This window comes from Lysobacter sp. Soil_N_51 (assembly GCF_057655755.1).
Window position 1 is genome coordinate 276,489 of the sequence record NZ_JBDGLR010000007.1, and the last position, 26,179, is coordinate 302,667.

A 26,179-nucleotide genomic window follows, 5' to 3' on the forward strand; every position below is an offset into this window, starting at 1 on the left:
CGGCCCAAAGCCGCGTTTTTTTGCGTATACAGAGCCGGGTTATATTTTCCTCATGGCAGATGGCCACAGTCGTGAAATCAAGAATCATCTTCGCTGTCCTGTTTCTTTTCTCAACTATCGTGCAAGCCGAGCAAGGCTGTCCGGATGGTCTGTATCCGGGAGGCGCGGCGCCTGGGCAGATATGCATTCCGATGCCCGGTTACGGCATCAATGGGAGCAGCGGTAGTACGCCGCAAGCGGTGGAGTCTCGTTGGATGACCCGCTGGGGCGCGCTCGCCTTGGATGTCACCAGCGCCGGCGGCAGTAAGCTTGGCAGGGTAGAAGGCTTAGGCAGTAAGCGGAAAGCCGAGGCGGCTGCGATCGCTGATTGCCGAGCACGAGGCGGGAAGAACTGTGTGATTGCCCATGCCTACTATGACCAATGCGTAGCGGTCGCATGGGGAGATGCCAGACCGGCGATCGTGAGTGCCGTGAACAGTCAGGTGGCGTCTCGGATGGCCATGGAGAAGTGCAATGGATCGGATGCGAATTGCGATATGTATTACACGGGTTGCAGCTATCCGGAGCGTGCTCAGTGATGGCTAGAATAATTTCCCTCCTTGTCCTCCTGGGATTGAGTCAGCTTGCTCAAGCCGAGCAAGGCTGCCCGGATGGCCTGTATCCGGGAGGCGCGGCGCCCGGACAGATTTGTATTCCGATGCCCGGCTATGGGATCAATGGAAACAGCGGTGGTGAGGCGCAGGGCGCTGAACCACGCTGGGCAACCCGCTGGGGCGCGGTCGCCGTCGGTGAAGACAGTAAGGGCAGCGGAATACTGGGCAAGGCGGAATCTTTACCCAGCAAACGCAAGGCCGAAAAAGCGGCTCTCGCTGATTGCGAAGCTAAGGATGGCCACGATTGCGAGATCACGCACGCGTATTACGACCAATGTGTCGCGGTAGCCTGGGGCGATACGGTGGTGTCGACCGCGAGCGCGGAGAATTCTGAAAGGGCTTCGCAACTGGCCGTTGAGAAATGCGGAAAATCAAGCACGAACTGTGGGATTTATTACACAGGCTGCAGCTATCCAGAACGCGTTCAATAAGCGACTCAATTGCTTGCAGATAAAAGCCGCGGCCTGGTGCCGCGGTTTTGCTTTGTGCGAAAGCGGATGCATCAGTCCGTAGCCATCGGCGGGCGAGGCTGGAGCCGCGAACCGAAGCGCGACTTCGCTTCAATGAAAATCCCGCGACTGCGTGCTCAGACTGCCCAGCAGCGCGGTCAGGTCTTCCATGCGCGAGGCGATGATGTGCTGGACGCCGTCGACGCGTTCCAGGCGGCCGTCGATCGCCATCAGCCGCGATTCGACCAGGACCCGGCGCTGGCGTTGAGCGAGGTCGCGCCAGACCACGGCGTTGACCATCCCGTCTTCGTCTTCCAGGCTCAGGAAGGTGACGCCGCTGGAGGTTTCGGGTTGCTGGCGCACGGTCACCAGGCCGGCGAAACGTACCTGACTGCCGTGCGCGGTCTTGTGCAATTGCGAGGACCGTCGGCAATGGCGAGCGTGCAGGGCGCTGCGCAACAGCGAAAGCGGATGCCGCCCGAGCGTGGTGCCGAGCAGGGCGTAGTCGGCCTGCACGTCTTCGCCAGCGGTCGGTAACGGCAACGCCACTTTCACTTCATCGCGGGCGACACCGGCGAACAGCGGCAGTTGGGTGTCGACGCCGGCCACCGCCCAACGCGCGCGATGGCGATGGCCGGCGAGCGCGCGCAGGGCGCCCGCGTCGGCGAGCAGGGCGCGCACGCGCGGGTCGATCGCCGCGCGCAGGCACAGGTCCTCGACGTCGCGCCACGGCGCGCGCGCGCGTGCGTCGCTGATGCGGTCGGCCGAGGCTTCGTCGAAGCCGCCGATCAGGCGCAGGCCCATGCGGATCGCGTGCGGATGCTTGTTGCCGCTGCCGCCCGGAATGCTTTCCAAGGTGCAGTCCCAATCGCTGTAGCGCACGTCGACCGGCAGCACGGTGACGCCGTTGCGGCGCGCGTCCTGCAGGATCTGGCCATGAGTGTAGAAGCCCATCGGCATCGAGTTGATGATGCCGCAGGTGAACGCGGCCGGATGGTAGTGCTTGAGCCAGCAGCTGACGTAGGCGATCAAAGCGAAGCTGGCCGCGTGCGATTCGGGGAAGCCGTAGCTGCCGAAGCCCTTGATCTGTTCGAAGATGCGGTGGGCGAAGTCTTCGGTGTACTCGCGTTTCAGCATGCCCTCGCGCAGTCGTTCGCGATGCGGTTCCAGGCCGCCGTGGCGCTTCCACGCGGCCATGGAGCGGCGCAGCTGATCGGCTTCGCCGGGCGAGTAACCGGCGGCGACGATCGCGATCTGCATGACCTGCTCCTGGAACAGCGGAATGCCCAGGGTGCGTTGGAGCACTTTCTCCAGGGCCGGCGAGGGGTATTCGACCAAGTTCTTGTCTTTGCGTCGCAGCAGATAAGGATTGACCATGTCGCCCTGGATCGGCCCGGGCCGCACGATCGCGATCTCGATCACCAAGTCGTAGAAATTCCGCGGCCTCAAGCGCGGCAGCATCGACATCTGCGCGCGCGATTCGATCTGGAACACGCCGACGGTGTCGGCCTTGCAGATCATGTCGTAGACATCCGGATCGTCGCCGAGATCCATGATCGTCGCCATGTCCAGGCCGCGGATGCCCTGGGTTTCCAGCGAGGCCAGGGTCTTGCGCACCGCGGTCAGCATGCCAAGGGCGAGGCAATCGACCTTGAGCAGTCCTATCGCGTCGAGATCGTCCTTGTCCCACTGCACGATGGTGCGATCGTCCATCGCCGCGTTCTCGACCGGCACGAGGGTGTGCAGCGGCCGCTCGGAGATCACGAAGCCGCCCGGATGCTGCGACAGATGCCGCGGAAACGCGTTCCCGACCAGGATCGCGGTCAGTCCGAGCACGTTGCACAGCAGCGGCGATTCCGGGTCGAGGCCGCGTTCGCGCAATTGCTCGGGCAACGGCACGCCTTGGCTCCAGCGGTCGAGGGTGCGCGCGAGTTCGCTGATCTGGTCCTGCGGCATCCCTAAGGCCGCGGCGACGTTGCGGATCGCGCTGCGGCCACGGTAGCTGATCGCCACCGCGGTCAGCGCCGCGCGTTCGCGGCCGTAGCGGTTGAATACGTACTGCAGCACTTCTTCGCGGCGTTCGTGTTCGAAATCCACGTCGATGTCGGGCGGTTCGTTGCGCTCGACCGACATGAAGCGCTCGAACAGCATGCCCATGCGGATCGGGTCGATCTCGGTGATGCCCAGCGCGTAACACACGACCGAGTTCGCCGCCGAGCCGCGGCCCTGGCACAGGATCTTCTGAGATCGCGCGTATTCGACGATGTCGTATACGGTCAGGAAGTACGACTCGTAGTCCAACTTTCCGATGATCGTCAGCTCGTGCTGAATCTGTTGAAGTGCGTTGACGGGAACGCCATTCGGCCAGCGTTTGGCGGCGCCGTTCGCGACCAGCTTGGGCAGCCAGCTTTTCGCGGTTTCGCCGGCCGGCACCAGTTCGTTCGGGTAGCGGTAATCGATGCCGCGCTTGAGATCGAAACCGATGCAGCGCTCGGCGATGCGCACGGTCTGCGCGAGCATCGCGTCGGGATAGATCGCCTTGAGCGCCTTGCGGATGCGCAGATGCCGTTCGCCGTTGGGAAACAGGCGATCGCCGGCTTCGGCGACGGTGGTGTGGTGGCGGATCGCGGCCAATACGTCCTGCAGCGGGCGGCGCGCGCGCTCGTGCATATGCACGTCGCCGGCGGCGACGGTGGGCAGGTCGTGACGCGCGGCCAGTTGCGTGAGCGCGGCCAGGCGCGCGTCGTCATCGTGGCCGCGATGCAATTCGACCGCGACCCAGGCGCGATCGGCGAAATGAGTTCGCAACCATTGCGCATGCCGGTCGTCGTCGCTGCCGCCGTCGGGCACCCACAGCGCCAGCAGGTTCGCGCAATGTTCCTGCACGTCCTCGATCAGGCAGCGGTATTCGCCTTTCTTCGCGCGTCGGCGGGCGGTGGTGATCAGGCGGCACAGGTCGGTGTAGGCGGGCGAACCGGTGACCAACAGCACCAGCTTCGGCCCGTTTTCGATACGGAACTCGCTGCCGACGATCAACGCCAGCCCGGTGCGTTGTGACGCTTGCCACGCGCGCACGATCCCGGCCAGCGTGCATTCGTCGGTGATCGCCAGTGCGCGATAGCCCAAGGCCTGGGCGCGATCGAACAGTTCGTCGGCGAGCGAGGCGCCGCGCTGGAAACTGAAAGCCGACAGGCAATGCAGCTCGGCGTACTCGGGCAGGTATTCGGGCAGGGGGGATGAGGCCGTCGGCCGCGCCGCGTTCATGCGAACCAGCCGTGCAAGGTCAGTGCGCCGTCGCCGCCGGCATCGCGGTACGCCCAGGCGCGTTGGCCTTTGGCTGTCTCGACCAGGTAGTAATCGCGGCGCACGTCGTCCTGGTCCCACCAGCCCGATTCGATCCGTTCGGGGCCGGCGAGAATGCGCGCGAGCGGTTCGCGCAGCGGTTCGGGCTCGATCAGCAGCCAGCCCGGGCGGGTCGTGCCGGCGGGTGGCGCAACGGTTTTGTTCGAACGCGCCGGCGCATCGCCCGACACGTTGCGCCAGGCGCGTTCGGGACGGTGATCGGGATGCACGACCAGGCCCTGCACGCCATCGTCGCCGAGCCGCGCGCGCAGGCGCTCGCGCAATTGCGCCCAGGGCAGCGCCTGCTGCGGGCGCGGATCGAACAGGTCGCGGCTGGCCGGCACGAACGGCGGCAGTTGTTCGGCGAGCAGGCGCAGGCCGACCACCGGCGCGGGAATCCGCGCGTGTTGCAGCCGCCCGCGCGCGAGTTCGAACAGCATCGCCGCGTCGCGCTCGGGCGCGAGCAGGCCGACCGCGACCTCGCTGTGCGGCAACTGCGGACGATGCGGATGGCGTTCGTGTTCGAGGATCAGGGTGAAACGTTCGACCCCGCCGTCGCGGCCGGACAGATACGCGGCCAGATCGGCGGTAAGCCGACGCAGCGGGAACAGCAGCGCCTGGCTGGATTCGACTTCGTGGCCGAGTTCGATACGTGCATCGAAGGCGTCGGGCGGCTGGAAATAGGTCAGCAGCGGCGTCGCCGCGCCGTGCAGTGCGTCCAGATGGGTCAGCACATGCTGACCGAACCGTCGCGCCAGCGGCGCGCGCGGCAAGGCCTGCACCGCACCGAGCCGGCGCAGGCCCATGCGTTGCAGCGCCTGCACCGTGTCGGCATCGAAGCCGCAGCGTTCCAGCGGCATTTTCGCCAGCGCCGGAATCAGCCTGTCGTCGTCGAAACACAAACCGTCGCGGATATTGGTCAGCGCGCGCGCAGCCTGCGGATTGGGCGCGGCGGCCATGCGGTGGCGGAAGCCGAGTTCGCGCAGTTCCGCGGCCAGGCGCTGGCGCAGTTCCGGCCAGGCGCCGAACAGGCTGCGGCTGCGGCCGATCTCGAACACCAGCGCATGCGCGAATTCGGTGCTGACCTGCGAGCTGTAACCGTAGGCCCAGGCGGCGAGCAGGCCGCGCGCGTGCTCGACCGCGGCGGGGTCGTGTTCGACGGTCTGGAAACCGTCGACGATCGCCTGCGCCGCGATCAACGGCATGTTCGGCTTGAGCCCCAACGCGCGCGCGGCCTCGTTGACCGCGTACAGACGGCGGCGCGCATGCGGCCCGTCGACCAGCACCAGCGCGCGCTCGGGATGCGGGTGATTGCGAAGGACCACGTCCATCGCCAATTGCGGCAGCAGCAGGCAGGCCCAGCGCATGAGGTCGGGCTTAGCGCGGTTGCAGCACGGTCAGCGCGGGCGCGGGGCGCGCTGGCTGGGGCGGGTCGCGCGGCGCAAGCGGCGTTTGATCGACGGGCTCTCGATTGGCTGCGTTGTGCTCGACTCGCAGCGCCGTGACCGGCGCGGCGGCGACGCGCTGGCGATCGTTGCGAAGCGGCGTGACCGCTGCGATGCCGCCGCGTTCGACCGGCGCGGCCTCGATGCGTATCGCTTCGCTTCGCACCGGCGTGGCTTGCGCATGGCTCGCATGCGCGAACGCGATCGGCTTGCTCGGCGCATTGCCGCCGCGGCACTTGAGCACGCGCAGTTGTCGTGGCGAGCTGTCGATGGCGATGCGCAACGCCGCCGGCGAGGGATTGCGCGCGGCGGCCATGTCGCGCAGGGCGAAGCCGAGGCATTGGCCGGTTTCGGCGGCGACCTGCAGACGGCGCAGCACGCGATCGTCGGCGCGTTGCGGCCAGCACAGCACCGCGGCGCAGGCACCCGAGCGCAGGCATTGCTCGGCCGCCCACAACGCATCGCGATGGCGCGCGCGGATGATCTGCAGCCGCGGCAGGGCGACACCGGCGTCGCGCCACGCGGCCGGGTAGGGCAGGTAGGGCGGATCGACCAGCACGATCATGCCGCCGTCTTGCGCTTGCGACAGACGCGCCAGGGTCGGCCACAGCAGTTCGAGTTCGCCGACGCCGGCATGGGGCAGCAGCAGTTCGGTCAACGCGGCCTCGGGCCAGCCGCCGATCGGCAATGCGGCATCGAGCGCGGTGTGTCCGGTCGGTTGCGCCGACGGCGCGAGGTTCGGCGATTGCCCGCGCCAGACCCGGCGCGAACTGATCAGGCTGTCGAGGGCGATGAGCTTGCCCATGCGATCAGCCCCGGCGCACCAGGCCGCAGTAGATGCCTTCGATCGCGAAGTCGGCGTCGGCCGCGATCAGGATCGGCGCGTAGTCGGGATTGCGCGGCAGCAGGGCGACGCCGTCGGCGTCGATGCGCAGGCGCTTGATGGTGATCTCATCGGCGATGCGCGCGACCACGGTCTGGCCGTTGCGCGCGTCGCGGGTGCGATGCACGGCGACCAGATCGCCGTCGAAGATGCCGTCCTCGCGCATCGAATCGCCCTTGACCCGCAGCAGGTAATCCGGCCGCGGCGAGAACAGCAGGCGATCGATCAGCACATGGGTTTCGGCTTCGACATCGGCGCCGATCGGCGGGCCGGCGGCGACCCGGCCGAGGATCGGCAGCTCAAGGCGTGCGTCGTCGCGTCCGGCGGCGCGGGTTGGCTTGACGTCGATCAGGCGGATGCCGCGCGCGCGGCCCGGCAGCAGTTCGATCAGGCCCTGCGCCTGCAAGGCTTGCAGGTGGTAGCCGGCCGAGCGGTTCTGGCGGAAACCGAAGTGGGCGGCGATCTCCTGCTGCGACGGCGGCATGCCGTCGGCGGCGATGCGTTCGCGCAGGTAGGCGAGGAGGGCGCGGCGGAGGTCGGTCAGGCTCATGTACTAATATTAGTAATAAAAAGATGTGCCGGTAAGACTTGCCGGATGCAGCCGACGGATGGTGGGGCGAGGGGGCGGGTGTGAGTTCGGTGGAGATTGCGTGGACGGGGTCTCGCGGGGTGAGATCGGATTACGGCGCTGGGGCGCGGCGCCTTTGGCTCAATAAATCTTTATGGATCATGGGGATAAATCTGATCCTTCGCCGGCGCGGGTGAGCGTGGTGGCGCGGTCGCGGCTTACGCCGCTCCTACAGGGGCCGTCATTTCCGACGAACGGGGCTGCGACGTATTGACTCGTTCCGGTTGCTTCTTTAATTTCTGTCTAAACAGAAATAAGAGAAGTCCATGTCGCTCAGTCCGCTCCAAGAACGTTTCATCCTGCACTGGGGCGAGATGGGCAGCCGTTGGGGCGTCAATCGCACCGTGGCCCAGATCCATGCGCTGCTGTTCCTCAGCGAGCGGGCGATCACCGCCGACGAGATCTGCGAGACCCTCAACCTGGCGCGTTCCAACGTCAGCACCAGCCTCAAGGAGCTGCAGAGCTGGAACCTGGCCCGGGTCACCCACGTGCTCGGCGACCGCCGCGATCACTTCGAGACCTACAAGGACGTGTGGGACATCTTCCGCGCGGTGGTGCAGGAGCGTCGCCGTCGCGAGATCGAGCCGACCCTGAGCATGCTGCGCACCGCCGTGCTCGACGGCGCCAACGCCGAAGTGGCGCCGGACCAGAACGATCCGCGCGACCAGCGCACCCTGGTGCGCATGCGCGAGGTGCTGGAGTTCATGGAGACCGGCACCAGCTGGATCGACGAAATGAACCGGCTCGATCCCAAGACCCTGATCAAGCTGCTGAAGATGGGCGCGCGCATCCAGCAGTACGTGCGCGGCCCGGTCAAACCGTTGCCGGCGCCGCAGGCCGCGAGCGGTCATGGCGTGCTGTTCGAGGACGATCTCGAAGCCGCGCCCGACGCACACGACGCCACCCAGACCGATACGTCCGGCGATCGCCCGTCCTAGGGGCGCGCCGGCGTTTTTTTGCCCATTAATTTCTGTAATTACCGAAATAACAGTAGAGGCCGATCATGAAGAACACCCTGATCCCCGAACCGAGCATCGCCCCCGTCGTCGCCCTGTACGACCGCGACTGCCCCTTGTGCCGCACCGAGATGCACCGGCTCAAGGCGCGCGATCGCCATGGCCGCCTGCAATTGGTCGACATCGCCGCGCCGGACTTCGATGCGGCGCAGTGGGGCTTCCCGCTGGAGGCGATGCGCAACGCCCTGCATGTGCGCACCGCCGAAGGCGAATGGCGCATCGGCGTGCCCGGCATCGCCGAGGCCTACCGCGCGGTCGGCCTGGGCTGGCTGACCTGGCCGCTGCGCGTGCCCGGCGCCGGACGCATGGCCGCGCGCGCCTACCGCTGGATCGCGCCGAACCGCCACCGCGTGTCGCGCTGGCTCGGTTTCCGCGAAGCCGGCCACGAGCCCGGCCCGCGCTGCGACGACGGCCACTGCCCGACCCACTATTGAGCGAGGCGCGTCATGGAACGCTTGTTCATCGCCTTATTGCTGTTGCAGATCGTGTTGGGCGCGATCGACACCATCGCCCATCACGAGTTGATGGAAAAACTCGCCAATCGCCGCAGCGCCGCGCTGGAATTGAAACTGCATTCGGCGCGCGGCTTCGTCTACGGGTTCTTGTTTCTGGTGTTCGCCTGGGTGCAGCCGCAGGGACTGTGGCTGGCGGCGGTGTGGGCGCTGGTGCTGGTCGAGGTCGGCATCACCTTGTGGGACTTCGTGGTCGAAGACGCCACCCGCCTGCTGCCCAGCACCGAGCGCGTGCTGCACACCATCCTCGCGGTCAACGGCGGCGCGATGTTCGCGGTGTATGCGCTGGCGACGATGGACGACTGGAGCGCGCCGAGCGCGTTGCTGGCGCATTCCTACGGTTGGCAATCGTGGGCGCTGACCGCGGCCGCGTTCGGCATCGGCCTGTCGGCGCTGCGCGATGGCCTGGCCGCGCGCGCCAATGCCGCCGAACCCGCGCCGCGCGCGCTGCTGGCCGAGCACCCGCAGACCGGTTTCCTGATCAGCGGCGGCACCGGTTTCATCGGCAGCGCGCTGGTCGAGGGGCTGTTGGCCGGCGGGCATCGGGTGACGATTCTGAGCCGCGATCCGCGCCGCGCCGCGTTGCAGTTCGGCGGACGCGCGCGCTGCATCGCCGACACCGCGCAGTTGCGCGACGACGAAGCGATCGACGTGGTGGTCAATCTGGCCGGCGCGCCGGTAGTCGGCCCGCGCTGGTCGCCGGCGCGCAAGCGCGCGCTGTACGCCAGCCGCATCGACACCACTCATGCACTGCGCGCCTGGTGCGAGCGTTCTCGCAACAAACCGGCGCTGTGGCTGCAGGCCAGCGCGATCGGGCTGTACGGCGCGCATGCGCGTAGCGCTCCGGAACTGCGCGATCCGCCGCCAGTGCGCGGCGATTTCCCCAGCGAACTGTGCAGCGCCTGGGAGCGCGCCGCGGCGCCGGTGTCGGAGCAGGGCGTGCGCTTGGTGACGATGCGCATGGGCCTGGTCCTGCACCGCAGCGGCGGGGTGTTGCCGATGCTGTCGCTGGCCGCGTCGCTCGGCGCCGGCGCGACCTTGGGCACGGGCAAGCAATGGTTCGCCTGGATCCATCTGGACGATGTGCTGGGGTTCGTCGAACAGGCGGTCGAACACGTCGGCCTGCGCGGGCCTTACAACCTGGTCGCGCCGACCGGCTGCACTCAGGGCGAATTCACCCGCGAGCTCGCACGCAGTCAGCATCGCCCCGCGTGGTTGCGCATGCCGGCCTGGCCGATGCGCCTGGCCCTGGGCGAGATGGCGACGATGCTGCTCGACGGACCGTTGGTCGAGCCGCGGCGACTGCTCGATCAACGCTATCGCTTCGTGCATGCCGATCTCGCCAGCGCGTTGCGCGCCGGTCGTACCCCCACTTTGCGTTCTTCTTATTCGGGTGACGGACACCCAAGGGACCAACATGGAACTGTTGCATCCAATTGATCTGCCGGCCGATCGCGCCGACGGCGCCGCTGTCGACAACATTGCCGGTTCTCGCGACAAAACGCGTTGTGATCCCGCCGTGCACGACCTGTCCGCGCTGCTGCGCGCCGCGCTCGGCGAACGCTGGGACCTGCTGCATCCGCATATCCAGGCGCGTTTCGCGCTTGGAGCCGGCGAAGCCCAGGCCGAGTACGTCGGCAACATGCATCAGGTGCGCTGCACCTGGCTCGGCGGCGTATTCGCGCGCTTGATCCGCTATGCGCGGGTGCTGCCGCATCACAACGCCGACAACGTGCCGTTTCGCTTCGACGTGCAGCCTTTGCGTCGCGGTCTGGGCTGGATCAAGACCCGTACCTATCACTTCGTCGACGAGGTTTTCAGTTTCCGTTCGCGCATGACCCTGGGCGAGGGCGGCGAATTGCTCGAACACTTCGGCGGCGGCCTGGGCATGCGGGTGCGGCTGGAAGTGCTGCCGAACCGGCTGGTGTTCGTCGACAACGGCTATTTCCTGCACTGGCGCGGCCTGCGCCTGCCGTTGCCGAAGCTGTGCTGGCCGGGCCGCTTCGTGCTGGTGCATCGCGATCTGGATGCGGAGCATTTCGAAGTCAGCATCGATGTCGTGCATCCGTGGCTGGGGCCGCTGTTTCACCAGGATGGGAATTTCCAGCGGATGCAGGGGGAGCGGGATTGATTCGAATGAGGACGGTGTTGTGTGGTGTGTGATTGGTTATGGAGCGGTTATTGGTGCAAGGAGGCGATAGGGCGTTGTTGATGCAGGGATGCGAGAGGAATGCTCGGTACACGGATGCGAAAGGAGTGGCAAGCGTGGGAGTGCGTCAGGATGACGATAGGGCCATGGACGGCCGGGTAGGGACGGGCATGGGAAAGGGTCATGCCTTGCGTAATTTCGAGGTCGACATTTATACGAAGGCGGGTCTGCTTTGCTTTGACTAAGGCAAACATCCAGAGACTTCAGCGCATCTCACCAGAACGTCATTCCCGCGAAGGCGGGAATCCAGTGACTTCAGGCGTTCCCGCACGAAAGGCCCTGGATTCCCGCCTTCGCGGGAATGACGGTAGGAGAGGGCGGTGCGATTTGGACGCGGCATTGCTTCGAATGACTTTAGGGCCAGGTGATTTGTAGTAATAGATGACTTGCGGAGTAGCACAGCGCGTCAGCCTCTCCCCGGCCCCCGGCCCCCGGCTCCCGGCTCCCAACCTCAACCCCTCAACCCGCCCGAAACACCACGTTGTACTGAAACTTCCTCCCCGTCGTCGCCCGCAGCTTCTTCGCATCGCGATGCTCGGGATTGATCAGCGCGTTGTATTCCTCCGGCACGATCACCGACGGCACCAGCGCGATCGCCGAGGCCAGGCTGGTCAGCCATTGCGAACCGATGCGGACGCTGGCCATGCCCGCCGGCACCGCGTCCCAGCCGCCGGGCAGGTCCTGCGGGGTGAACTGGATGCGCGCCTTCCACACCGCGGCCGGCACTTCGATCGACACCACGTGCCGGTTCAACGGCAGCCCGTGCGCATCGACATAAGCCGCCGTTTCCAACGCCGCCAAGGCCAACGAAGTGGCGGTGTAGAGCACGCGCTGGCCGTCGTCGTTCCAGCGTCCCGGGTACTTGGCCGCGCCCGCGCCGCTCAGGTCGTCGGCGCGGTAGGCGCGGGTTTCGCCGGCGATTCGCCAAAGTTTCATGGTTGCGGCCTCGTCCTTGTGGCAATAGCGCCGGTCATTGATAGGCGCCGCTTTGCAGCGAGCCCAGCAGGCGCGCGACCACGCTGTAGCCGGTCGGCGTGTCGAGCAGGTCGGCCGGACGTTGTCCGCCCAGCGCCGCCTGCGGCTGCTCGATCCAGCGGCCCAGCCACTTGGCCGAGTCGAAATCCTGGGTGGCGGCGTCGGTGCTTTCCTTGACGATGTCCTTGACGATCGCGAGCAGACACAACACCCCGAGCGCGGCCTGGCCGCTGGCGCCGGCGATCCGCGCCTGCTGCGCGGCCTTGCTTTCGGCGGTGGCCTTGGCGACGCCGAGGATGTTGAACATGCGCACCGCCGGAACATCCATGCTGGTGGCCATGTGCTTGACCACCTGCGCCGGCACGCCTTCGCGCTCGGCCGCGACCCGCTGCAACGGCGTCGCGGTGCGCAGGTAGGCGATGTACCCGTTCAACGTGGCCGGGGCTTCGTATAACTCGAGCGCAGCGGGATTCTTCACCGACGGACCACGCCCGCGCTTGGACGATGGCGCATGCACGCGGGCCTCGCGCACGTCCAGCCGGCTTTCGCGCACAGCGGTCTTGCCGGGGCCGGAGGGCTTGGCGGCGGCGCGACCGGCGGCCTTGGCCGGCGTCTTGGCGGCTTTGCTCATGGCGAGGTCCTGTCTTGATCTGGACGGATCATAGCGCAGAAATGTACGGGCCGGTCGCGGCCCCTGCGATGATGTCCGGCCACAATGGATCCGTGGGCCTTCGCGATCCGTACCTAGATGATCTGGCACCCGTCGCCGACACGCTAATCACCATTTTTGGTTGTTATGCTGCGCCACCGCACCACGCCCGCGTTCAACAGCGGCACCGAATACGCCTAATGCAAGGAGCCATCATGAGTCGCAAATCGCAGATGTTCGGATCGAGCTTGAGCCTGTCGAAGCTGGGTCTGTCGAGTCTGGGCCTGATGCTCGCCGTCGCCCCGGCGGCGCATGCCCAGAAGGACCGTAAGGTGTACGACGCTGCGATGGCGCGCTCGGCCGAAGCCTGCCCCGACCATTCCACCGAGCGCAGCCGCCCGGGCATCACCTCGGTGCCGGCCGCGTCGTTGAGGGCGCTGGAAGAGCGCAAATTCGTCCTGTGCCCCGACCGCCGCCTGGATATCACCACCCCGGTGGTCTGGTACGGCCGCGAAGGCGTGTTCGCCTGGAATCCCTCGGCCGGCGGCGTGGGCAAATTGTTGGCGGGCAAGGTCACCGCGCAGGTGCGCAGCGGCGACTTCCCGGCGCAGACCGTGGTGTGGAAGTCCAACGGCAAACTGGCCGAAGGCGCGCTGGTGCCGGCGTTCCGTCGCAAGTAAGGCGATCGCCGAGGCGTCTCGCTAATCGGGTGGCGGCGCGGGCGGGGCGAGGTCGGATCGATCCGCGATCCGACGAGCAGGGTGTACACGCCCATGGCCGCCGTAAATGCTTTAGCGATGCCGCCGAGCCGGCATTGCGCGGGCTTCCCGAGCAGGTCCGCACGAAAGACCCGCTGGCATCGTTACGGTCTGACCCGGTGTCGGCACCGCGTGCCGCTCACGATCGAGCCTGATACTGATCGCTCCCTCACCGACGCACATTCGTCCGCTGTCGACGAATAGTGAATGAATGCCCCATGGCACGCGCCAGTGCGGCGTTTGCCAACGGAATTTTTATTCTCTGCCGGGCACCTTGCTCTGTATCGTCACGTTCGCCGAGCGATGAAAGCGGCGCGGACGATCGCGGCGCGTCCGGTTACGCGGCATCGAAGTTGCAAACCGTCGTGGTCGCGCCGATCGCTTGAATGATCGGATGCGATCGATGATGCCGTGCGCGCGCAGCCATCGTCATGTCCGTATCGGTCGCAAGTCCCGTCGTGTGCGTGTGCGGAGCGTCAACCGATAGAAAACCTGCTGGTCCGCGTTGCGTTTCGCATCGCGGCGGGCACGGTGTACCCGCATTCGCAATGACGCATCCATGCATCCATCAAATGCATCCATCAAATCCGCCGACGGCGAAGGACGAATGAAGAAGGCAGCGCTTCCGCAGGACTTCTTCGTCCATGTCGCCGCCGCGTCGATCGCCATCGCGTTTTGCCTGCTCAGCGGCTGGCTGCTGTTCCGGATGCCCGAACTGCCGTCGACCGCGCCGGCGCTGGACGTGATCTATATCGAACGCGCCGTCGTCGATGCGCAGCCGTCGCCGTCGCAACCGATGTCGATCGTGCCGCCGACGCAACCAACGCGAAGCGTTCCCCTTGACGCGGCAACCTCTCCGAGTTCCGCTCCTCCTCGCAACGAGCGGCTACCCGACGTGCCGATCCGACCGGCGACGAATCCAACCACACCGCCGACCACCAGCCGGCTGTACGCAGCCGACGGACAGATCATGTTGCCCGCGGGCGTCGCCGTGGATCCGATGCGCAAGCCCGACGGCGACCCGCCGGGTGGCGCGAACGATCGTGGTGTGAAACAGATGCAGGCGCTCTTGGAACGTCGCAATCCGATCGCACCCGAGGAAGGCAGCAGTTTCGGCGGCGAGTGGGAAAGCGACGGCACCCTCGGCGAGGTGGCGACCAAGAGACTCAAGACAGGCCTGAAGCGGGTGATCGCCAAACTGCCGCATCGCAAACAGGTGCAGGAAGTGCGCGCGCGACCACCGCCGCCGGTCCGTTTCAATCCCGCCTTGCACGAGCGACCCTCCGACCTGGGCAGCGAAGCCACTGGCGATGCCTACAAGGCCGCGCCGATCGCGTTCGAGAAAGCGCCCGGCCTGCAGGGCGAAGCCAGCCGGCGCGTGCGCAAGTGGGTCGGCGAACTGGAAGCGAGTGCCGCGGGCTGCAACCGACAGCGATTGAAGGCGTTGGTGGCGCCGGTGCTGATTCACTTGGCCGACCTGCAACGCGCCGAATATGCCGCGGCGCGCGGCGGCGATCCGATCCAGATCGAACAGCTGTTGCCGCGCACGGCGGATATGGCCTACGACCAGGCGCGTCGGGCGGTGTGGTATGCGGATAAGCAACTTTCGGATTGTGCGAAGTAGTGCGCGTTTTCTCGAAGTCACATCCACAGAACTCATTGACGCTCTTTCAAGAACGTCATTCCCGCGAAGGCGGGAATCCAGCGACTTTCGTGCGAGGACGTTTTAAGTCTCTGGATGTTCGGTTTCGCCGAAGTAAAGCGGAGCCCGCGTTCGCGGGAATGACGTTCTGGAAGATAACGTTGAAGTCGCGTTGGTTCGTCCTTGCGACATGACCCGATTGAGCGAACAGCGCGCCAGACCACCCAACCTCCACATACGCCCCCGCAGCTTGTCCGCGCCGTACCCCGGCACTACACTGCGCACGCCACAGGTGTCCTGCCGCCAAGCCATACCGGCGCGCAGGGTGAAACGGGAAGCCGGTGCGGACGGGATCGTCCAAGGCCGGCGCTGCCCCCGCAACGGTATGCGAGAAAACCCGACGTTTCACCACTGCGTTCGCGCGGGAAGGTGTCGGGGTGATGCAATGGCATCGCTCGCAAGCCCGGAGACCGGCCCGTGGCGGACATCGCATGCGATGTCCTCCTCGGATGTTGCGGCGGGCAACCGGACGAGCTGATGCAGTCGGCCTGCGTTCGCCGTTGCCTCGCCTTGTCTCGTCTTGCGTCTGCGCGACATCCGCTTATCCGCGGGTGTGCGTTACGGAGAACGAGCATGAACGAAATGCATCGCGTTGCGACCGAGGTCGCGACGGTCAAGCTTCTGATCGACGGCGAATTCGTCGAATCCACCACCACTCAATGGCGCGACGTCGTCAACCCGGCCACTCAGGTCGTGCTGGCGCGCGTGCCGATGGCCACGCGCGAGGAAGTCGACGCCGCGGTCGCCTCGGCCGCGCAAGCGTTCAAGAGCTGGCGCAAGACCGCGATCGGCACGCGCGCGCGCATCTTCCTCAAATACCAGCAGTTGATCCGCGAGCACATGAGCGAACTCGCCGCGATCCTGACCGCCGAACAAGGCAAGACCTTGCCCGACGCCGAAGGCGATGTGTTCCGCGGCCTGGAAGTGGTCGAACACGCCGCCGCGATCGGCAACCTGCAACTGGGCGAACTGGCCAACAACGTCGCCGGCGGCGTCGACACTTACACCTTGTTGCAACCGCTAGGCGTCTGCGCCGGCATCACGCCGTTCAATTTCCCGGCGATGATTCCGCTGTGGATGTTCCCGATGGCGATCGCCACCGGCAACACCTTCGTGCTCAAGCCGTCCGAGCAGGACCCGCTGGTGACCATGCGCCTGGTCGAACTGGCGCTGCAGGCCGGCATTCCGAAGGGCGTGCTCAACGTCGTCCACGGCGGCGAAGACGTGGTCAACGCGATCTGCGATGACGCGGATATCCGCGCGGTATCGTTCGTCGGTTCGACCAAGGTCGGCACCCATGTCTATCAGCGTTCCTCGCTGGCCGGCAAGCGCGTGCAGTGCATGATGGGCGCGAAGAATCACGCCGTCGTTCTGCCCGACGCGAACAAGGAACAGACCCTCAACGCCATGGCCGGCGCCGCGTTCGGCGCGGCCGGGCAGCGCTGCATGGCCGCATCGACCGCGGTGTTGGTGGGCGAGGCGAAGCACTGGGTCGCCGACCTGGTCGCCAAGGCCAAAACGCTCAAGGTCAATGCCGGCACCGAGCCGGGCACCGATGTCGGTCCGGTGATTTCCTGCGCCGCGCGCGAACGCGTCGAAGCCTTGATCGCGTCGGGCGTGGAGCAGGGCGCGAGGTTGGAACTCGACGGACGCAAGCCGTCGGTGCCGGGTTACGAACAAGGCAATTTCATCGGCCCGACCGTGTTTTCCGGGGTCAAGCCGGGCATGCGCATCTACGACGAGGAAATCTTCGGCCCGGTGCTGGTGATCCTCGAAGCCGACACGCTCGACGACGCGATCGCGCTGGTCAACGCCAATCCCAACGGCAACGGCACCGCGATCTTTACTCAGTCAGGCGCGGCGGCGCGCAAGTTCCAGGAAGAGATCGACATCGGCCAGGTCGGCATCAACCTGCCGATTCCGGTGCCGGTGCCGCTGTTCTCGTTCACCGGTTCGCGCGCGTCCAAGCTCGGCGACCTGGGGCCGTACGGCAAGCAGGCGGTGATGTTCTACACCCAGACCAAGACCGTCACCGCGCGCTGGTTCGACGACGAGACCCAGGGCCACGGCGTCAACACCACGATCAGTCTCAAGTGATGGCCGCGGTCATGCACTGGCAGGCCACCGCGGCCGCGCCGACCGGACTGAGCGAAGAACAGGCTGCCTATCGCGACGCGGCGCGCGATTTCGCGCTCGCGCAACTCGCGCCGCACGCCGCGCATTGGGATGCGCAGTGCGTGTTTCCGCGCGAAGCGATCGCGCTGGCCGGCGAACTGGGTTTCTGCGGGTTGTACGTGGATGAAGCCGCCGGCGGCTCGGGCCTGACCCGACTGGACGCGGCGATCGTGTTCGAAGAACTCGCCGCGGTCGATCCGTCGACCGCGGCGTTCATCAGCATCCACAACATGGCGACGTGGATGTTGACCGCGCACGCCAACGACGCGGTGCGCGGCGAATGGGGCGCATCGCTGGCCAGCGGCCAGCGTCTGGCGTCGTATTGCCTGACCGAACCGGGCGCCGGATCGGACGCGGCGTCGTTGAAGACGCGCGCGGTCCGCGATGGCGATCATTACGTGCTCAACGGCGCGAAGGCGTTTATTTCCGGCGCCGGCGCGACCGACGTGCTGGTGGTGATGGCGCGCACCGGCGGCGAGGGCGCGCGCGGCATCAGCGCTTTCGCGGTCGCCGCTGACAGCGTCGGTATCACTTACGGGCGCAAGGAAGAGAAGATGGGCTGGAACAGCCAGCCCACCCGCGGCATCACGTTCGTCGACGTGCGGGTGCCGGCGCGTAATCTGCTCGGTCGCGAAGGCGACGGTTTCAAGATCGCGATGAAAGGCCTGGACGGCGGGCGTTTGAACATCGCCAGTTGTTCGCTCGGCGCGGCTCAGGGCGCGCTCGACGCGGCGCGGCGCTACATGGGCGAGCGTCGCCAGTTCGGCAAGAAACTCTCCGAGTTCCAGGCCTTGCAGTTCAAGCTCGCCGACATGGCCACGCAACTGATCGCCTCGCGGCAGATGGTGCATACCGCCGCGCGCAAGGTCGACGCGGGCAGCCACGACGCCACCGTGTGGTGCGCGATGGCCAAGCGCTTCGCCACCGATGCCGGGTTCGCGATCTGCAACGAAGCGCTGCAGATCCACGGCGGTTACGGCTACATCCGCGAATACCCGATCGAACGTCTGCTGCGCGACTGCCGGGTGCATCAGATCCTGGAAGGCACCAACGAAATCATGCGCGTGATCATCGCGCGCCATCTGCTGAACACCGACGAGGAATTGCGATGAGTCTTGCCGAGAAGTCCTACACCGGGTTGAAGCTGGAGATCGACGGCCACACCGCCGTGGTCACCCTGAGCAACCCGCCGGCCAACACCTGGACCCGCGACAGCCTCGCGGCCTTGCGCGACCTGGTCCGCGACCTCGATGCGCAGCGCGACGTGTACGCGCTGGTAATCACCGGCGAAGGCGAGAAGTTCTTTTCCGCCGGCGCCGATCTCAAGCAGTTCGCCAGCGGCGACAAGGCGCTGGCGCGCGACGCGGCGCGGCGTTTCGGCGAAGCCTTCGAAACCCTCAGCGCGTTTCGTGGCGTGTCGATCGCGGCGATCAACGGCTATGCGATGGGCGGCGGCCTGGAATGCGCGTTGGCCTGCGATCTGCGCATCGTCGAGGAACAGGCGCAGCTGGCCTTGCCGGAAGCGACCGTCGGCCTGCTGCCGTGCGCGGGCGGCACCCAGAATTTGGCGCGCCTGGTCGGCGAAGGCTGGGCCAAGCGGATGATGCTGCTCGGTGAGCGCGTCGACGCCGCGACCGCGTTGCGCATCGGTCTGGTCGAGGAAGTCGTCGGTAAGGACGAATCGAAAGCACGCGCATTGGCCTGGGCCAAGGCGGCCGAGAAGCAGAGCCCGACCAGCGTGGCCGCGTGCAAGGCGCTGGTGCAGGCCACGCGTTCACAATCGCATGCGACCGCGCTGGTCAGCGAACGCGAAGCTTTCGTCGACCTGTTCGACAGCGCCGATCAGGTCGAAGGCGTGGCCGCGTTCCTGGAAAAGCGCGCGCCGCAATGGAAGAACGCATGAACGCTTCGATTCTCGAAACCCCGGCGTTTGCGCCGGTACTGTTCGAACAACGCGACGCAGCCGGCGGCAAGCAGATCGGCATCGCGACGCTCAACGCGCCGGCCACGCTCAACGGGCTTTCGCTGGAAATGGCGCAGTTGCTCGATGCGCAGCTGGCGGCGTGGGCGCGCGACGACGCGATCGCATTGGTCGTGCTGCAGGGCGCGGGCGAGAAAGCCTTCTGCGCCGGCGGCGATCTGCACGGCCTGTACCGCGGTATGCGCGAGTATCAGGCCACGGGTAGCGGCGATATCCGAGACAACACCCAGGCCACGGCGTTCTTCGCCACCGAATACCGCCTCGACTACCGCATCCACAGCTATCCCAAGCCGGTGTTGTGCTGGGGCCACGGCATCGTCATGGGCGGCGGCATCGGCCTGATGGCCGGCGCCAGCCATCGCGTCGTCAGCGAACGTTCGCGATTGGCGTTTCCGGAGATCACCGTCGGCCTGTATCCGGATGTCGGCGGCAGTTGGTTGCTGCGGCGCGCGCCCGCGCGCAGCGGTCTGTTCCTCGCCCTGACCGGCGCGCCGTTGAATGCGGGCGATGCTATTTTCGCGGGATTGGCCGATCGCTATGTGCCGCAAGAGCGATACGACACCGTGTTCGCGGCCTTGGCAGCGACACAATGGAGCGGCGATGGGGCGCAGGATCGCGAACTGTTGACTGCGCTGCTGCGGATGCAGGCTCAGCCCGGTCCAGATGGGCCGCTGCAACAGCACGCGGAGTCGATCGCGCGGATGTGCGACGCCGAAGATCTGGACACGATCGTCGCGCGCATCGACGCAATCGACAGCGACGACGCTTGGTTGCAGACCGCGCGCAAGACCTTGGCCGCGGGCGCGCCGGGCTCGGCGCGACTGGGTTACGAACTGCAACGGCGCGCGGCGACATTGTCGTTGGCCGACACGTTCCGGCTCGAATACCTGGTGTCGCTGCACTGCGCCGCGCACGGCGATTTCGCCGAAGGCATCCGCGCCTTGCTGATCGACAAGGACCGCAATCCGAAGTGGAACCCGGCCACGTTGGCCGACGCCTCGTCGGCCTGGGCCGCGCCGTTCTTCGTCGCGCCGTGGCCGCACGACGCGCATCCGCTGACCGATCTCGAACGCAGTGTGGAGAATCCGGCATGACCACCATCGCTTTCATCGGTCTTGGCAACATGGGCGGCCCGATGGCCGCGAACCTGCTCAAGGCCGGTCACGCATTGCAGGTGTTCGACCTGAGCGTCGCCGCGGTCGGCAGTGCGGTGGCCGCGGGCGCGCATGCGGCCGCCAGCGCAGCGGCCGCCGTGGCCGGCGCGCAGATCGTGATCTCGATGCTGCCGGCGAGCCGGCATGTCGAAGGCTTGTACCTCGGCGACGCCGGCATTCTCGCCGCGATCGAACCGGGCGCGTTGGTCATCGATTGCAGCACCATCGCGCCGGCCACCGCGCAGAAAGTTGCGGCCGCCGCGGCGCAGCGGGGCGTGGCGATGATCGACGCGCCGGTGTCCGGCGGCACCGCGGGTGCGGCGGCCGGCAGCTTGACCTTCATCGTCGGCGGCGACGCCGATGCGCTGGAACGCGCGCGCCCGATTCTGCAGGCGATGGGCAAGAACATCTTCCACGTCGGCGCGAACGGCGCCGGCCAGGTCGCCAAGCTGTGCAACAACATGGCGCTCGGCGTGATCATGGCGGTGACCGGCGAAGCACTCGCGCTGGGCGTCGCGCACGGCCTCGACCCGAAAGTGTTGTCGCAGATGATGGCGGTCAGCACCAGCCGCAGTTGGGCGACCGAAGTGTGTAACCCGTGGCCAGGAGTCCTCGAAAATGCTCCGGCATCGCGCGGCTACAGCGGCGGTTTCGGCAACGACCTGATGCTTAAGGACCTCGGCCTGGCGGCCGAAGCCGCGATGGGCGTCGGCGCTTCGATTCCGCTGGGCGAACTGGCGCGCAATCTATACGCGATGAACAGTCGCGCCGGCCACGGCGGCCTGGATTTCTCCAGCGTGGTCAAGCTGGTGGCGCCGGCCGCATGAGCGGCCAGCGCGAGCGCCTGAGCCTGCCGGGCGAGGGCGGCAAGCTGCTGCTGCATTCGTGCTGCGCGCCGTGTTCGGGCGAGTTGATGGAGGCCTTCGTCGAATCGCAGATCGACTACACGGTGTTCTTCTACAACCCGAACATCCAGCCGGTGAAGGAATACGAACTGCGCAAAGAGGAAAACATCCGTTTCGCGCAGAAACACGGCGTGCCCTTCGTCGATGCCGATTACGACACCGACAATTGGTTCGCCCGCGCCAAGGGCATGGAGAACGAGCCCGAGCGCGGCATTCGCTGCACCATGTGCTTCGACATGCGCTTCGAACGCAGCGCGCTGTACGCGCACGAGCATGGCTTTGCGGTGATGACCACCTCGCTGGGCATTTCGCGATGGAAGAACATGCAGCAGATCAACGACTCCGGCCGCCGCGCGGTCGCGCCGTACCCGCAGCTGAGCTACTGGGACTACAACTGGCGCAAGCAAGGCGGCAGCCAGCGCATGATCGAGATCAGCAAGCGCGAGCAGTTCTATCAGCAGGAATACTGCGGCTGCGTGTATTCGCTGCGCGACACCAACCGCCATCGCAAGGCGCAGGGTCGCGAGCGGATCAAGCTCGGGGTGATGTTCTACGGCGAAGACGGCGGCGGCGGGTCCGAAGCCACGTAAGGGCTTCGCCGCACGCGTTATAGCGTTTCCAGATAGGCCACGATCGCATCGAGCTCGGCGCGATGCAGGTCCAGCGGCTTGAGCAGTGGATCAGGTTGCGGAAACTGCGGGTCGCCGATCTGCGCCGTGGTCGGCTTCGGCCTCGGCATGCCGGCGTTGTACAGATTCATGACCCCGCGCAGATTGGCGAAACGGCCGTTGTGCATCCACGGCCCGGTCTTGGCCACGTTGCGCAGCGACGGCGTCTTGAACTTGCCGGCATCGGCGGCCAGGCCGGTGACTTCGTAACGGCCCAGGTCCTGCAGTTTTCGGCCGTAGAAATGCAGGCCGAGGTTGTGGAACGACTGATCGCTCAGGCTCGCGCCGCTGTGGCAGTTCATGCAGCCGGCGCGGGTGCGGAACAGGTGCAAGCCCCACAGTTGGCGATCGTCGAGCAGATCGCGGCGGCCCTCCAGGAACCGGTCGAAGCGGTTGGCGCGCGGCAGCAGACTGCGTTGAAACACGGCCAGCGCCTTGCTCACTTGGTCCATGTCGATGCGCGATGAGCCGAATGCGGCCGCGAACGCCTTCGGGTAGTCGCCGTCGCGGCGCAGACGCTTCAACACCAGCGACGGCTTGGCCGCCATTTCGCGCGGATCGGCGATCGGATGCAGCGCCTGCGCTTCCAGGGTCTGCGCGCGGCCGTCCCAGAACAGCGGCTGCGACAGCCCGCTCGTCGCCAGCGAGATCGCATTGCGCCGCCCGCTCTGGCGATCGTGGCCGAACGGCACGCTGCGACCGTCGCCCCAGCCCTGTTCGCGATCGTGGCAGCTCGCGCAGGCGATCTGGCCGGAACCCGACAAGCGCGGGTCTTCGAACAGCCGGCGCCCGAGCGCGAGTTTTTCCACGCTCGGAGGATTGTCGGCCGGGTAGGGCGCGGCTTTCGGCAACGGCGCGAATTCAGACCACAGCGCGCCGGGTTCGAGCTGCGGCCGCGGCCATTGTTCGATCGGCAGGCGGTAGACGCGACGCAGGCATTCGCGATCGATCTGCACGCTGCTGACCGCGATGCGTTCGCGGCATTGCGCCAGGCTGGGCGAGTCGGCACCACGCATCGTGTCGTCGCCGACGTCTTGCGCCGAACTCGCACTCACCCATGCCATCGCGCTTACCGCGCCCGCGCCAAGCAGCCACGGCGCGGCCGTGGCGACGAAGCGCAACCGCAGCCTCGCAGTCGATACGCGCAACGTGCCCGCGCAACGCAATACCGAGCGCATCAACACGCGCATGACCGATCCCCGTCGTTCATCGCAAGCATGCTCAGAACCGATACCCCAGTTCCAGCCAATACGAACGGCCGGGTTCGTAATACGTCGCGGTCGCGCTGGTGCTGCTGATCAGGTTGGCGCGGTTGGTCAGGTTCTGCACCTCGACGCGCGCATAGGTTTGCTGGCGATGCGGCAGGTCCAGGCTCCATTCGACGCTGCTGTCCCAGGTCCAGCTTTTCGGATACGCGATCTCCTCGATCACCGCGATCGATTCGCCGTTGTAGACCTCACGACCCAACTCGCGCAGCCCGCGGTACCCGCCGCGATAACGCAGGAAATTGCTCCACAACAGGCCGGCTTCGGGCAACCGGGTCTGCGTGGCCAGACGCGCGGTCCACGGCCGGTTGAAGGCGCGCGCCGGGATGTCCCAGCGGCGCATGATCTTGCCGTCGTAGCGCACGTTGTCGTCGAAGGCGTCGCTGTAGGCGCTCTCGTAGTCGTTGTAGTTGCGGCGCACGTCGGTGTAATCGAACGCCAGTTGCGCATTGGTGAGGCTGCCGGCCCAGCGCAGCGGCGTCGACGGGCCGACGCTGAGCGTATAGGTCTGGCTGCGGCTTTGGCCGCGATTGGTGTAGCGGCTGATCCGGGTCGCGTACTGGCCGCTGGTGTCCAGGCTCGGAATCGATTCGCGCAGCACTTCGTCGCGGTTCTCGCGGCGCACGTACTTCAGGTTGAGATCCAGCCCGGCCCAGCGCTGGTTGATGCCCGCCGACACCTCGTCGCTGTAAGGAATGCGCAACTGGTCGAAGCGGTAATTGGTCGGGTATTGACGCACGTCGGTCCAGATCAGATTGCCGGTGCGGCGTTGTTCCAGTTGCAGGCCCTCGCGGCCTTCGCGCAGTTTGTAGCTGAAGAAACTGCGGCCGTAATAGCGATTGAGGCCGGCGGTGAACAAGGTGTCGCGGTCGCCGAACGCATCCCAGGACATCGCCAGTCGCGGTGCGACCGTGGTCTTGCCCATCAAGCTGTCGCCGTCGACGCGCACGCCCGGACGCAGGCTCCAGCGGCCAAGGCGTACGTCGTCCTGGGCGAACACGCTCCATTCGCGGTTGCTCGCGCCGAAGTAGCCTTCGCGATAGATCGCGCGGCGACTGAAGTACTGGCCGCGTCCCTTAACCACGCCGTTGCCGGTCGCCAGCACCGGCGACAGCGAGCAGCCGTTGCTGTCGACCACGCCGAGGCGATCGGTGCAGGTGTTGGTCGCAAGCGGGTCGAGCCAGCTGTAGTGATCGTTGAGGCGGTGGTACTCGGCCTTGCGATCGCGGTATTCCAGACCGTATTGCAGGCGATGTTCGCTGCGGCCCCAGCGCAGCGTGTCGCGTTCCAGGCTCAGCTTGTAGCCGATGCTGCGATCGCTCTGGTCGATATTGCCCCAACTGCCTTCGCCGCTGAGCGTGGTCACGCCCCAGTCCATCTCGCTGGAGCGCGCCCAGGATTTCCAGTAATCGACCTCGCTGCGGCGCGAGCTGTCGAGCTGGCTGTAGCTGAGCGAATTGCGCCAGGTCCAGGCGCCGCGCTGCCAGTTGATGCGGAAGCTGGTGACCGGGCCGCCTTGTTTTAGGTCGTAGAAGCCGTTCTTGGCGTTGATGATGAAATAACGCTCGTCGGTCGGCGCGTAAGTCACGCTGGCGCCGAGTTCCAATCCTTCGCCGTTGCTCCAGTCCGCGCGCAGGCTGGCGCTGGTGTTTTCGCGCACCTGCTCCTTCTCGTTGTCGTCGCTCGCGCTGCTGCGCCCGGAGGTGTAACCGCGCAGCGGAATCACCGAGCGCGTGCGCACGATGTTGCCGATCAGGCCCAGGCCGTTCTTGCTACGACCCTCGAGCGTCGCGCGCAGTTCGTACTTGTCGTAGTTCGGCTGCTGCGCTTCGGTCGCCGACTGTTCGAAATCGCCGAGCGCCGGTTCGGCGATATGCGCCTCGTTCCAGGCCGAACGCGCCATGCGCAGCGCCACGCTGCCGGAAAACGCATCGCGCGCCTTGCGGCTTTCGGCCTCGACCACGCCGCCGTTGAAGCCGCCGTAGGCCGCCGGCACGTTGCTGTCGTAGACGGTGAGCGTGCCGATCAGGCTGGTGTCGAGCGCGATGCCCTGGGTATGGCTGGGCACGTCCTGGATACTCGCCGGCGAGGGCGGGCCGACCGGATCGAGGTCGTTGTTGAAACTGGCGCCGTCGAGCAGGAACGAGTTCTGGTAGTACAAACCGCCGTTGATGCTGATGTCGGCCGGGCGGATCTCGCCCATGTTGCGCGAAGTGCGCGAGGTCTCGTCGAACTGCACGTTCGGATTGATCCGCAGCAGGCTGCCGATGTCGCCGTTGCCGCGGATCTGTTCGTCGATGTACGCGCGGTCCAGCACCAGGCCTTCCTGATACGGGAACAGGCGTTGCCCGATCACCTTGACCGGATCGTAGGTGTAGACGGAAGGAGAGGGCGCGGAGGCGGGTGTTTGTGTGGCGGCCGGCGCCTCGTTCGCGCACAGCGGGCCAGCCGACAGCGCCAGGCCGATGGCCAGGGTCAGACGATTCATAAGTTCTCACGAAGGATGATTCGGCTTTCGGTCGAAGGCCGATTCGCTGGCGTGAGAACTCTGACGGACCCCTGATGCTCGCTGTGATTATCGTCTCAATTGGAGCTGAACGAGTCAACCGGGCGAGGCGTGGCGAGATATGGCGAGCGCCGACTGCGATCGAGTGCGCGTGACGCATCCATCGCATCAGTCGCATTGCCGCGCGGAAACGGGAAGACACGCATCCGGGCGCGGGATTGCGATCGACGATCGCGGCTCCGGCCGACACGAGTGAGAGCTTCACTCGAACAGAGCGTGTCGCCGCGTCCAACCAGACCCCGGA

Annotated in this window: 22 protein-coding genes, 1 pseudogene and 1 riboswitch; of the genes and pseudogenes, 15 read left to right on the forward strand and 8 right to left on the reverse strand. The window is 66.3% G+C overall.

Annotated elements, in window-relative coordinates:
- Nucleotides 1-71 precede the first annotated feature (71 nt).
- Nucleotides 72-578, forward strand: a complete 507-nt coding sequence (locus AC3A4T_RS15485; protein ID WP_487676169.1) for a DUF4189 domain-containing protein — start codon at nt 72-74, stop codon at nt 576-578.
- Entirely contained in the window at nt 578-1,084 is a 507-nt protein-coding gene (locus AC3A4T_RS15490) for a DUF4189 domain-containing protein (protein ID WP_487676170.1), read from the forward strand. Before AC3A4T_RS15485 ends, AC3A4T_RS15490 begins: the two co-directional genes overlap by 1 nt.
- 129 nt (nt 1,085-1,213) lie before the next feature.
- On the opposite strand, the gene AC3A4T_RS15495 is transcribed toward AC3A4T_RS15490, so the two are convergent.
- The 4 genes and pseudogenes from AC3A4T_RS15495 to lexA all read right to left on the reverse strand — a co-directional run bounded on the left by AC3A4T_RS15495 (nt 1,214) and on the right by lexA (nt 7,322).
- Nucleotides 1,214-4,366 carry an error-prone DNA polymerase gene (locus AC3A4T_RS15495; protein ID WP_487676171.1) on the reverse strand — a complete coding sequence of 1,051 codons (3,153 nt, stop codon included), beginning with the start codon at nt 4,364-4,366 and terminating at the stop codon, nt 1,214-1,216.
- Entirely contained in the window at nt 4,363-5,811 is a 1,449-nt protein-coding gene (locus AC3A4T_RS15500) for a Y-family DNA polymerase (RefSeq protein WP_487676172.1), read from the reverse strand. Before AC3A4T_RS15500 ends, AC3A4T_RS15495 begins: the two co-directional genes overlap by 4 nt.
- A 268-nt stretch (nt 5,812-6,079) precedes the next feature.
- Nucleotides 6,080-6,694, reverse strand: a pseudogene (gene imuA, locus AC3A4T_RS15505) (translesion DNA synthesis-associated protein ImuA); the annotation flags it as partial.
- Nucleotides 6,695-6,698: 4 nt separating this feature from the next.
- Nucleotides 6,699-7,322, reverse strand: a complete 624-nt coding sequence (lexA, locus tag AC3A4T_RS15510) for a transcriptional repressor LexA (RefSeq protein WP_487676173.1) — start codon at nt 7,320-7,322, stop codon at nt 6,699-6,701.
- 344 nt (nt 7,323-7,666) lie between these two features.
- Here lexA and AC3A4T_RS15515 point away from each other — a divergent pair, with 344 nt between their 5' ends.
- The 4 genes from AC3A4T_RS15515 to AC3A4T_RS15530 all read left to right on the forward strand — a co-directional run bounded on the left by AC3A4T_RS15515 (nt 7,667) and on the right by AC3A4T_RS15530 (nt 11,059).
- On the forward strand, nt 7,667-8,338 hold the full coding sequence (locus tag AC3A4T_RS15515; RefSeq protein ID WP_487676174.1) for a GbsR/MarR family transcriptional regulator: 672 nt from the start codon (nt 7,667-7,669) through the stop codon (nt 8,336-8,338).
- Nucleotides 8,339-8,403: 65 nt separating this feature from the next.
- Nucleotides 8,404-8,850: a thiol-disulfide oxidoreductase DCC family protein gene (locus AC3A4T_RS15520; protein ID WP_487676175.1), complete on the forward strand. Its 447-nt coding sequence runs from the start codon at nt 8,404-8,406 to the stop codon at nt 8,848-8,850.
- A gap of 12 nt (nt 8,851-8,862) precedes the next feature.
- Entirely contained in the window at nt 8,863-10,368 is a 1,506-nt protein-coding gene (locus AC3A4T_RS15525; RefSeq protein ID WP_487676176.1) for a TIGR01777 family oxidoreductase, read from the forward strand.
- Nucleotides 10,369-10,447: 79 nt separating this feature from the next.
- Nucleotides 10,448-11,059, forward strand: a complete 612-nt coding sequence (locus AC3A4T_RS15530; protein ID WP_487676177.1) for a DUF4166 domain-containing protein — start codon at nt 10,448-10,450, stop codon at nt 11,057-11,059.
- A 537-nt stretch (nt 11,060-11,596) separates the two neighbouring features.
- On the opposite strand, the gene AC3A4T_RS15535 is transcribed toward AC3A4T_RS15530, so the two are convergent.
- Nucleotides 11,597-12,073: an RES family NAD+ phosphorylase gene (locus tag AC3A4T_RS15535; protein WP_487676178.1), complete on the reverse strand. Its 477-nt coding sequence runs from the start codon at nt 12,071-12,073 to the stop codon at nt 11,597-11,599.
- A 34-nt stretch (nt 12,074-12,107) separates the two neighbouring features.
- On the reverse strand, nt 12,108-12,743 hold the full coding sequence (locus AC3A4T_RS15540) for an antitoxin Xre/MbcA/ParS toxin-binding domain-containing protein (RefSeq protein ID WP_487676179.1): 636 nt from the start codon (nt 12,741-12,743) through the stop codon (nt 12,108-12,110).
- 233 nt (nt 12,744-12,976) lie between these two features.
- Here AC3A4T_RS15540 and AC3A4T_RS15545 point away from each other — a divergent pair, with 233 nt between their 5' ends.
- The 9 genes from AC3A4T_RS15545 to AC3A4T_RS15585 all read left to right on the forward strand — a co-directional run bounded on the left by AC3A4T_RS15545 (nt 12,977) and on the right by AC3A4T_RS15585 (nt 22,026).
- A complete protein-coding gene (locus tag AC3A4T_RS15545; protein WP_487676180.1) occupies nt 12,977-13,441 on the forward strand; it encodes a hypothetical protein in 465 nt (154 codons plus the stop codon).
- Nucleotides 13,442-13,737: 296 nt separating this feature from the next.
- A complete protein-coding gene (locus tag AC3A4T_RS15550) occupies nt 13,738-13,905 on the forward strand; it encodes a hypothetical protein (RefSeq protein ID WP_487676181.1) in 168 nt (55 codons plus the stop codon).
- Nucleotides 13,906-14,024: 119 nt separating this feature from the next.
- Nucleotides 14,025-15,143 (forward strand): hypothetical protein, encoded by a 1,119-nt coding sequence (locus AC3A4T_RS15555; RefSeq protein ID WP_487676182.1) that lies wholly within the window; start codon nt 14,025-14,027, stop codon nt 15,141-15,143.
- 291 nt (nt 15,144-15,434) lie between these two features.
- Nucleotides 15,435-15,654, forward strand: a riboswitch (cobalamin riboswitch).
- 149 nt (nt 15,655-15,803) lie between these two features.
- Nucleotides 15,804-17,318: a CoA-acylating methylmalonate-semialdehyde dehydrogenase gene (locus tag AC3A4T_RS15560; protein ID WP_487676281.1), complete on the forward strand. Its 1,515-nt coding sequence runs from the start codon at nt 15,804-15,806 to the stop codon at nt 17,316-17,318.
- Between the two features lie 11 nt (nt 17,319-17,329).
- Nucleotides 17,330-18,508 (forward strand): acyl-CoA dehydrogenase family protein, encoded by a 1,179-nt coding sequence (locus tag AC3A4T_RS15565; RefSeq protein ID WP_487676282.1) that lies wholly within the window; start codon nt 17,330-17,332, stop codon nt 18,506-18,508.
- Nucleotides 18,505-19,299: an enoyl-CoA hydratase gene (locus AC3A4T_RS15570; RefSeq protein ID WP_487676183.1), complete on the forward strand. Its 795-nt coding sequence runs from the start codon at nt 18,505-18,507 to the stop codon at nt 19,297-19,299. Before AC3A4T_RS15565 ends, AC3A4T_RS15570 begins: the two co-directional genes overlap by 4 nt.
- Entirely contained in the window at nt 19,296-20,471 is a 1,176-nt protein-coding gene (locus tag AC3A4T_RS15575; protein WP_487676184.1) for an enoyl-CoA hydratase/isomerase family protein, read from the forward strand. Before AC3A4T_RS15570 ends, AC3A4T_RS15575 begins: the two co-directional genes overlap by 4 nt.
- A complete protein-coding gene (gene mmsB / locus AC3A4T_RS15580; protein WP_487676185.1) occupies nt 20,468-21,358 on the forward strand; it encodes a 3-hydroxyisobutyrate dehydrogenase in 891 nt (296 codons plus the stop codon). The genes AC3A4T_RS15575 and mmsB overlap by 4 nt, the downstream gene beginning before the upstream one ends.
- Complete coding sequence (locus tag AC3A4T_RS15585) at nt 21,355-22,026, forward strand: epoxyqueuosine reductase QueH (protein WP_487676186.1); 672 nt, start codon at nt 21,355-21,357, stop codon at nt 22,024-22,026. Before mmsB ends, AC3A4T_RS15585 begins: the two co-directional genes overlap by 4 nt.
- Nucleotides 22,027-22,043: 17 nt before the next feature.
- Here AC3A4T_RS15585 and AC3A4T_RS15590 read toward each other — a convergent pair whose 3' ends face one another.
- A complete protein-coding gene (locus AC3A4T_RS15590) occupies nt 22,044-23,294 on the reverse strand; it encodes a cytochrome-c peroxidase (protein WP_487676187.1) in 1,251 nt (416 codons plus the stop codon).
- Nucleotides 23,295-23,325: 31 nt separating this feature from the next.
- Nucleotides 23,326-25,857 (reverse strand): TonB-dependent receptor plug domain-containing protein, encoded by a 2,532-nt coding sequence (locus AC3A4T_RS15595; protein WP_487676188.1) that lies wholly within the window; start codon nt 25,855-25,857, stop codon nt 23,326-23,328.
- Nucleotides 25,858-26,179 lie beyond the last annotated feature (322 nt).

Bases quoted from the DNA above. Each gene is read 5' to 3' on its own strand.
- AC3A4T_RS15490 (WP_487676170.1), top strand. From the start codon at position 578: ATGGCTAGAATAATTTCCCTCCTTGTCCTCCTGGGATTGAGTCAGCTT.
- AC3A4T_RS15495 (WP_487676171.1), bottom strand. From the start codon at position 4,366: ATGAACGCGGCGCGGCCGACGGCCTCATCCCCCCTGCCCGAATACCTG.
- AC3A4T_RS15500 (WP_487676172.1), bottom strand. From the start codon at position 5,811: ATGCGCTGGGCCTGCCTGCTGCTGCCGCAATTGGCGATGGACGTGGTC.
- lexA (WP_487676173.1), bottom strand. From the start codon at position 7,322: ATGAGCCTGACCGACCTCCGCCGCGCCCTCCTCGCCTACCTGCGCGAA.
- AC3A4T_RS15515 (WP_487676174.1), top strand. From the start codon at position 7,667: ATGTCGCTCAGTCCGCTCCAAGAACGTTTCATCCTGCACTGGGGCGAG.
- AC3A4T_RS15520 (WP_487676175.1), top strand. From the start codon at position 8,404: ATGAAGAACACCCTGATCCCCGAACCGAGCATCGCCCCCGTCGTCGCC.
- AC3A4T_RS15525 (WP_487676176.1), top strand. From the start codon at position 8,863: ATGGAACGCTTGTTCATCGCCTTATTGCTGTTGCAGATCGTGTTGGGC.
- AC3A4T_RS15535 (WP_487676178.1), bottom strand. From the start codon at position 12,073: ATGAAACTTTGGCGAATCGCCGGCGAAACCCGCGCCTACCGCGCCGAC.
- AC3A4T_RS15540 (WP_487676179.1), bottom strand. From the start codon at position 12,743: ATGAGCAAAGCCGCCAAGACGCCGGCCAAGGCCGCCGGTCGCGCCGCC.
- AC3A4T_RS15545 (WP_487676180.1), top strand. From the start codon at position 12,977: ATGAGTCGCAAATCGCAGATGTTCGGATCGAGCTTGAGCCTGTCGAAG.
- AC3A4T_RS15550 (WP_487676181.1), top strand. From the start codon at position 13,738: ATGGCACGCGCCAGTGCGGCGTTTGCCAACGGAATTTTTATTCTCTGC.
- AC3A4T_RS15560 (WP_487676281.1), top strand. From the start codon at position 15,804: ATGCATCGCGTTGCGACCGAGGTCGCGACGGTCAAGCTTCTGATCGAC.
- AC3A4T_RS15565 (WP_487676282.1), top strand. From the start codon at position 17,330: ATGCACTGGCAGGCCACCGCGGCCGCGCCGACCGGACTGAGCGAAGAA.
- AC3A4T_RS15570 (WP_487676183.1), top strand. From the start codon at position 18,505: ATGAGTCTTGCCGAGAAGTCCTACACCGGGTTGAAGCTGGAGATCGAC.
- AC3A4T_RS15575 (WP_487676184.1), top strand. From the start codon at position 19,296: ATGAACGCTTCGATTCTCGAAACCCCGGCGTTTGCGCCGGTACTGTTC.
- mmsB (WP_487676185.1), top strand. From the start codon at position 20,468: ATGACCACCATCGCTTTCATCGGTCTTGGCAACATGGGCGGCCCGATG.
- AC3A4T_RS15585 (WP_487676186.1), top strand. From the start codon at position 21,355: ATGAGCGGCCAGCGCGAGCGCCTGAGCCTGCCGGGCGAGGGCGGCAAG.
- AC3A4T_RS15590 (WP_487676187.1), bottom strand. From the start codon at position 23,294: ATGCGCGTGTTGATGCGCTCGGTATTGCGTTGCGCGGGCACGTTGCGC.
- AC3A4T_RS15595 (WP_487676188.1), bottom strand. From the start codon at position 25,857: ATGAATCGTCTGACCCTGGCCATCGGCCTGGCGCTGTCGGCTGGCCCG.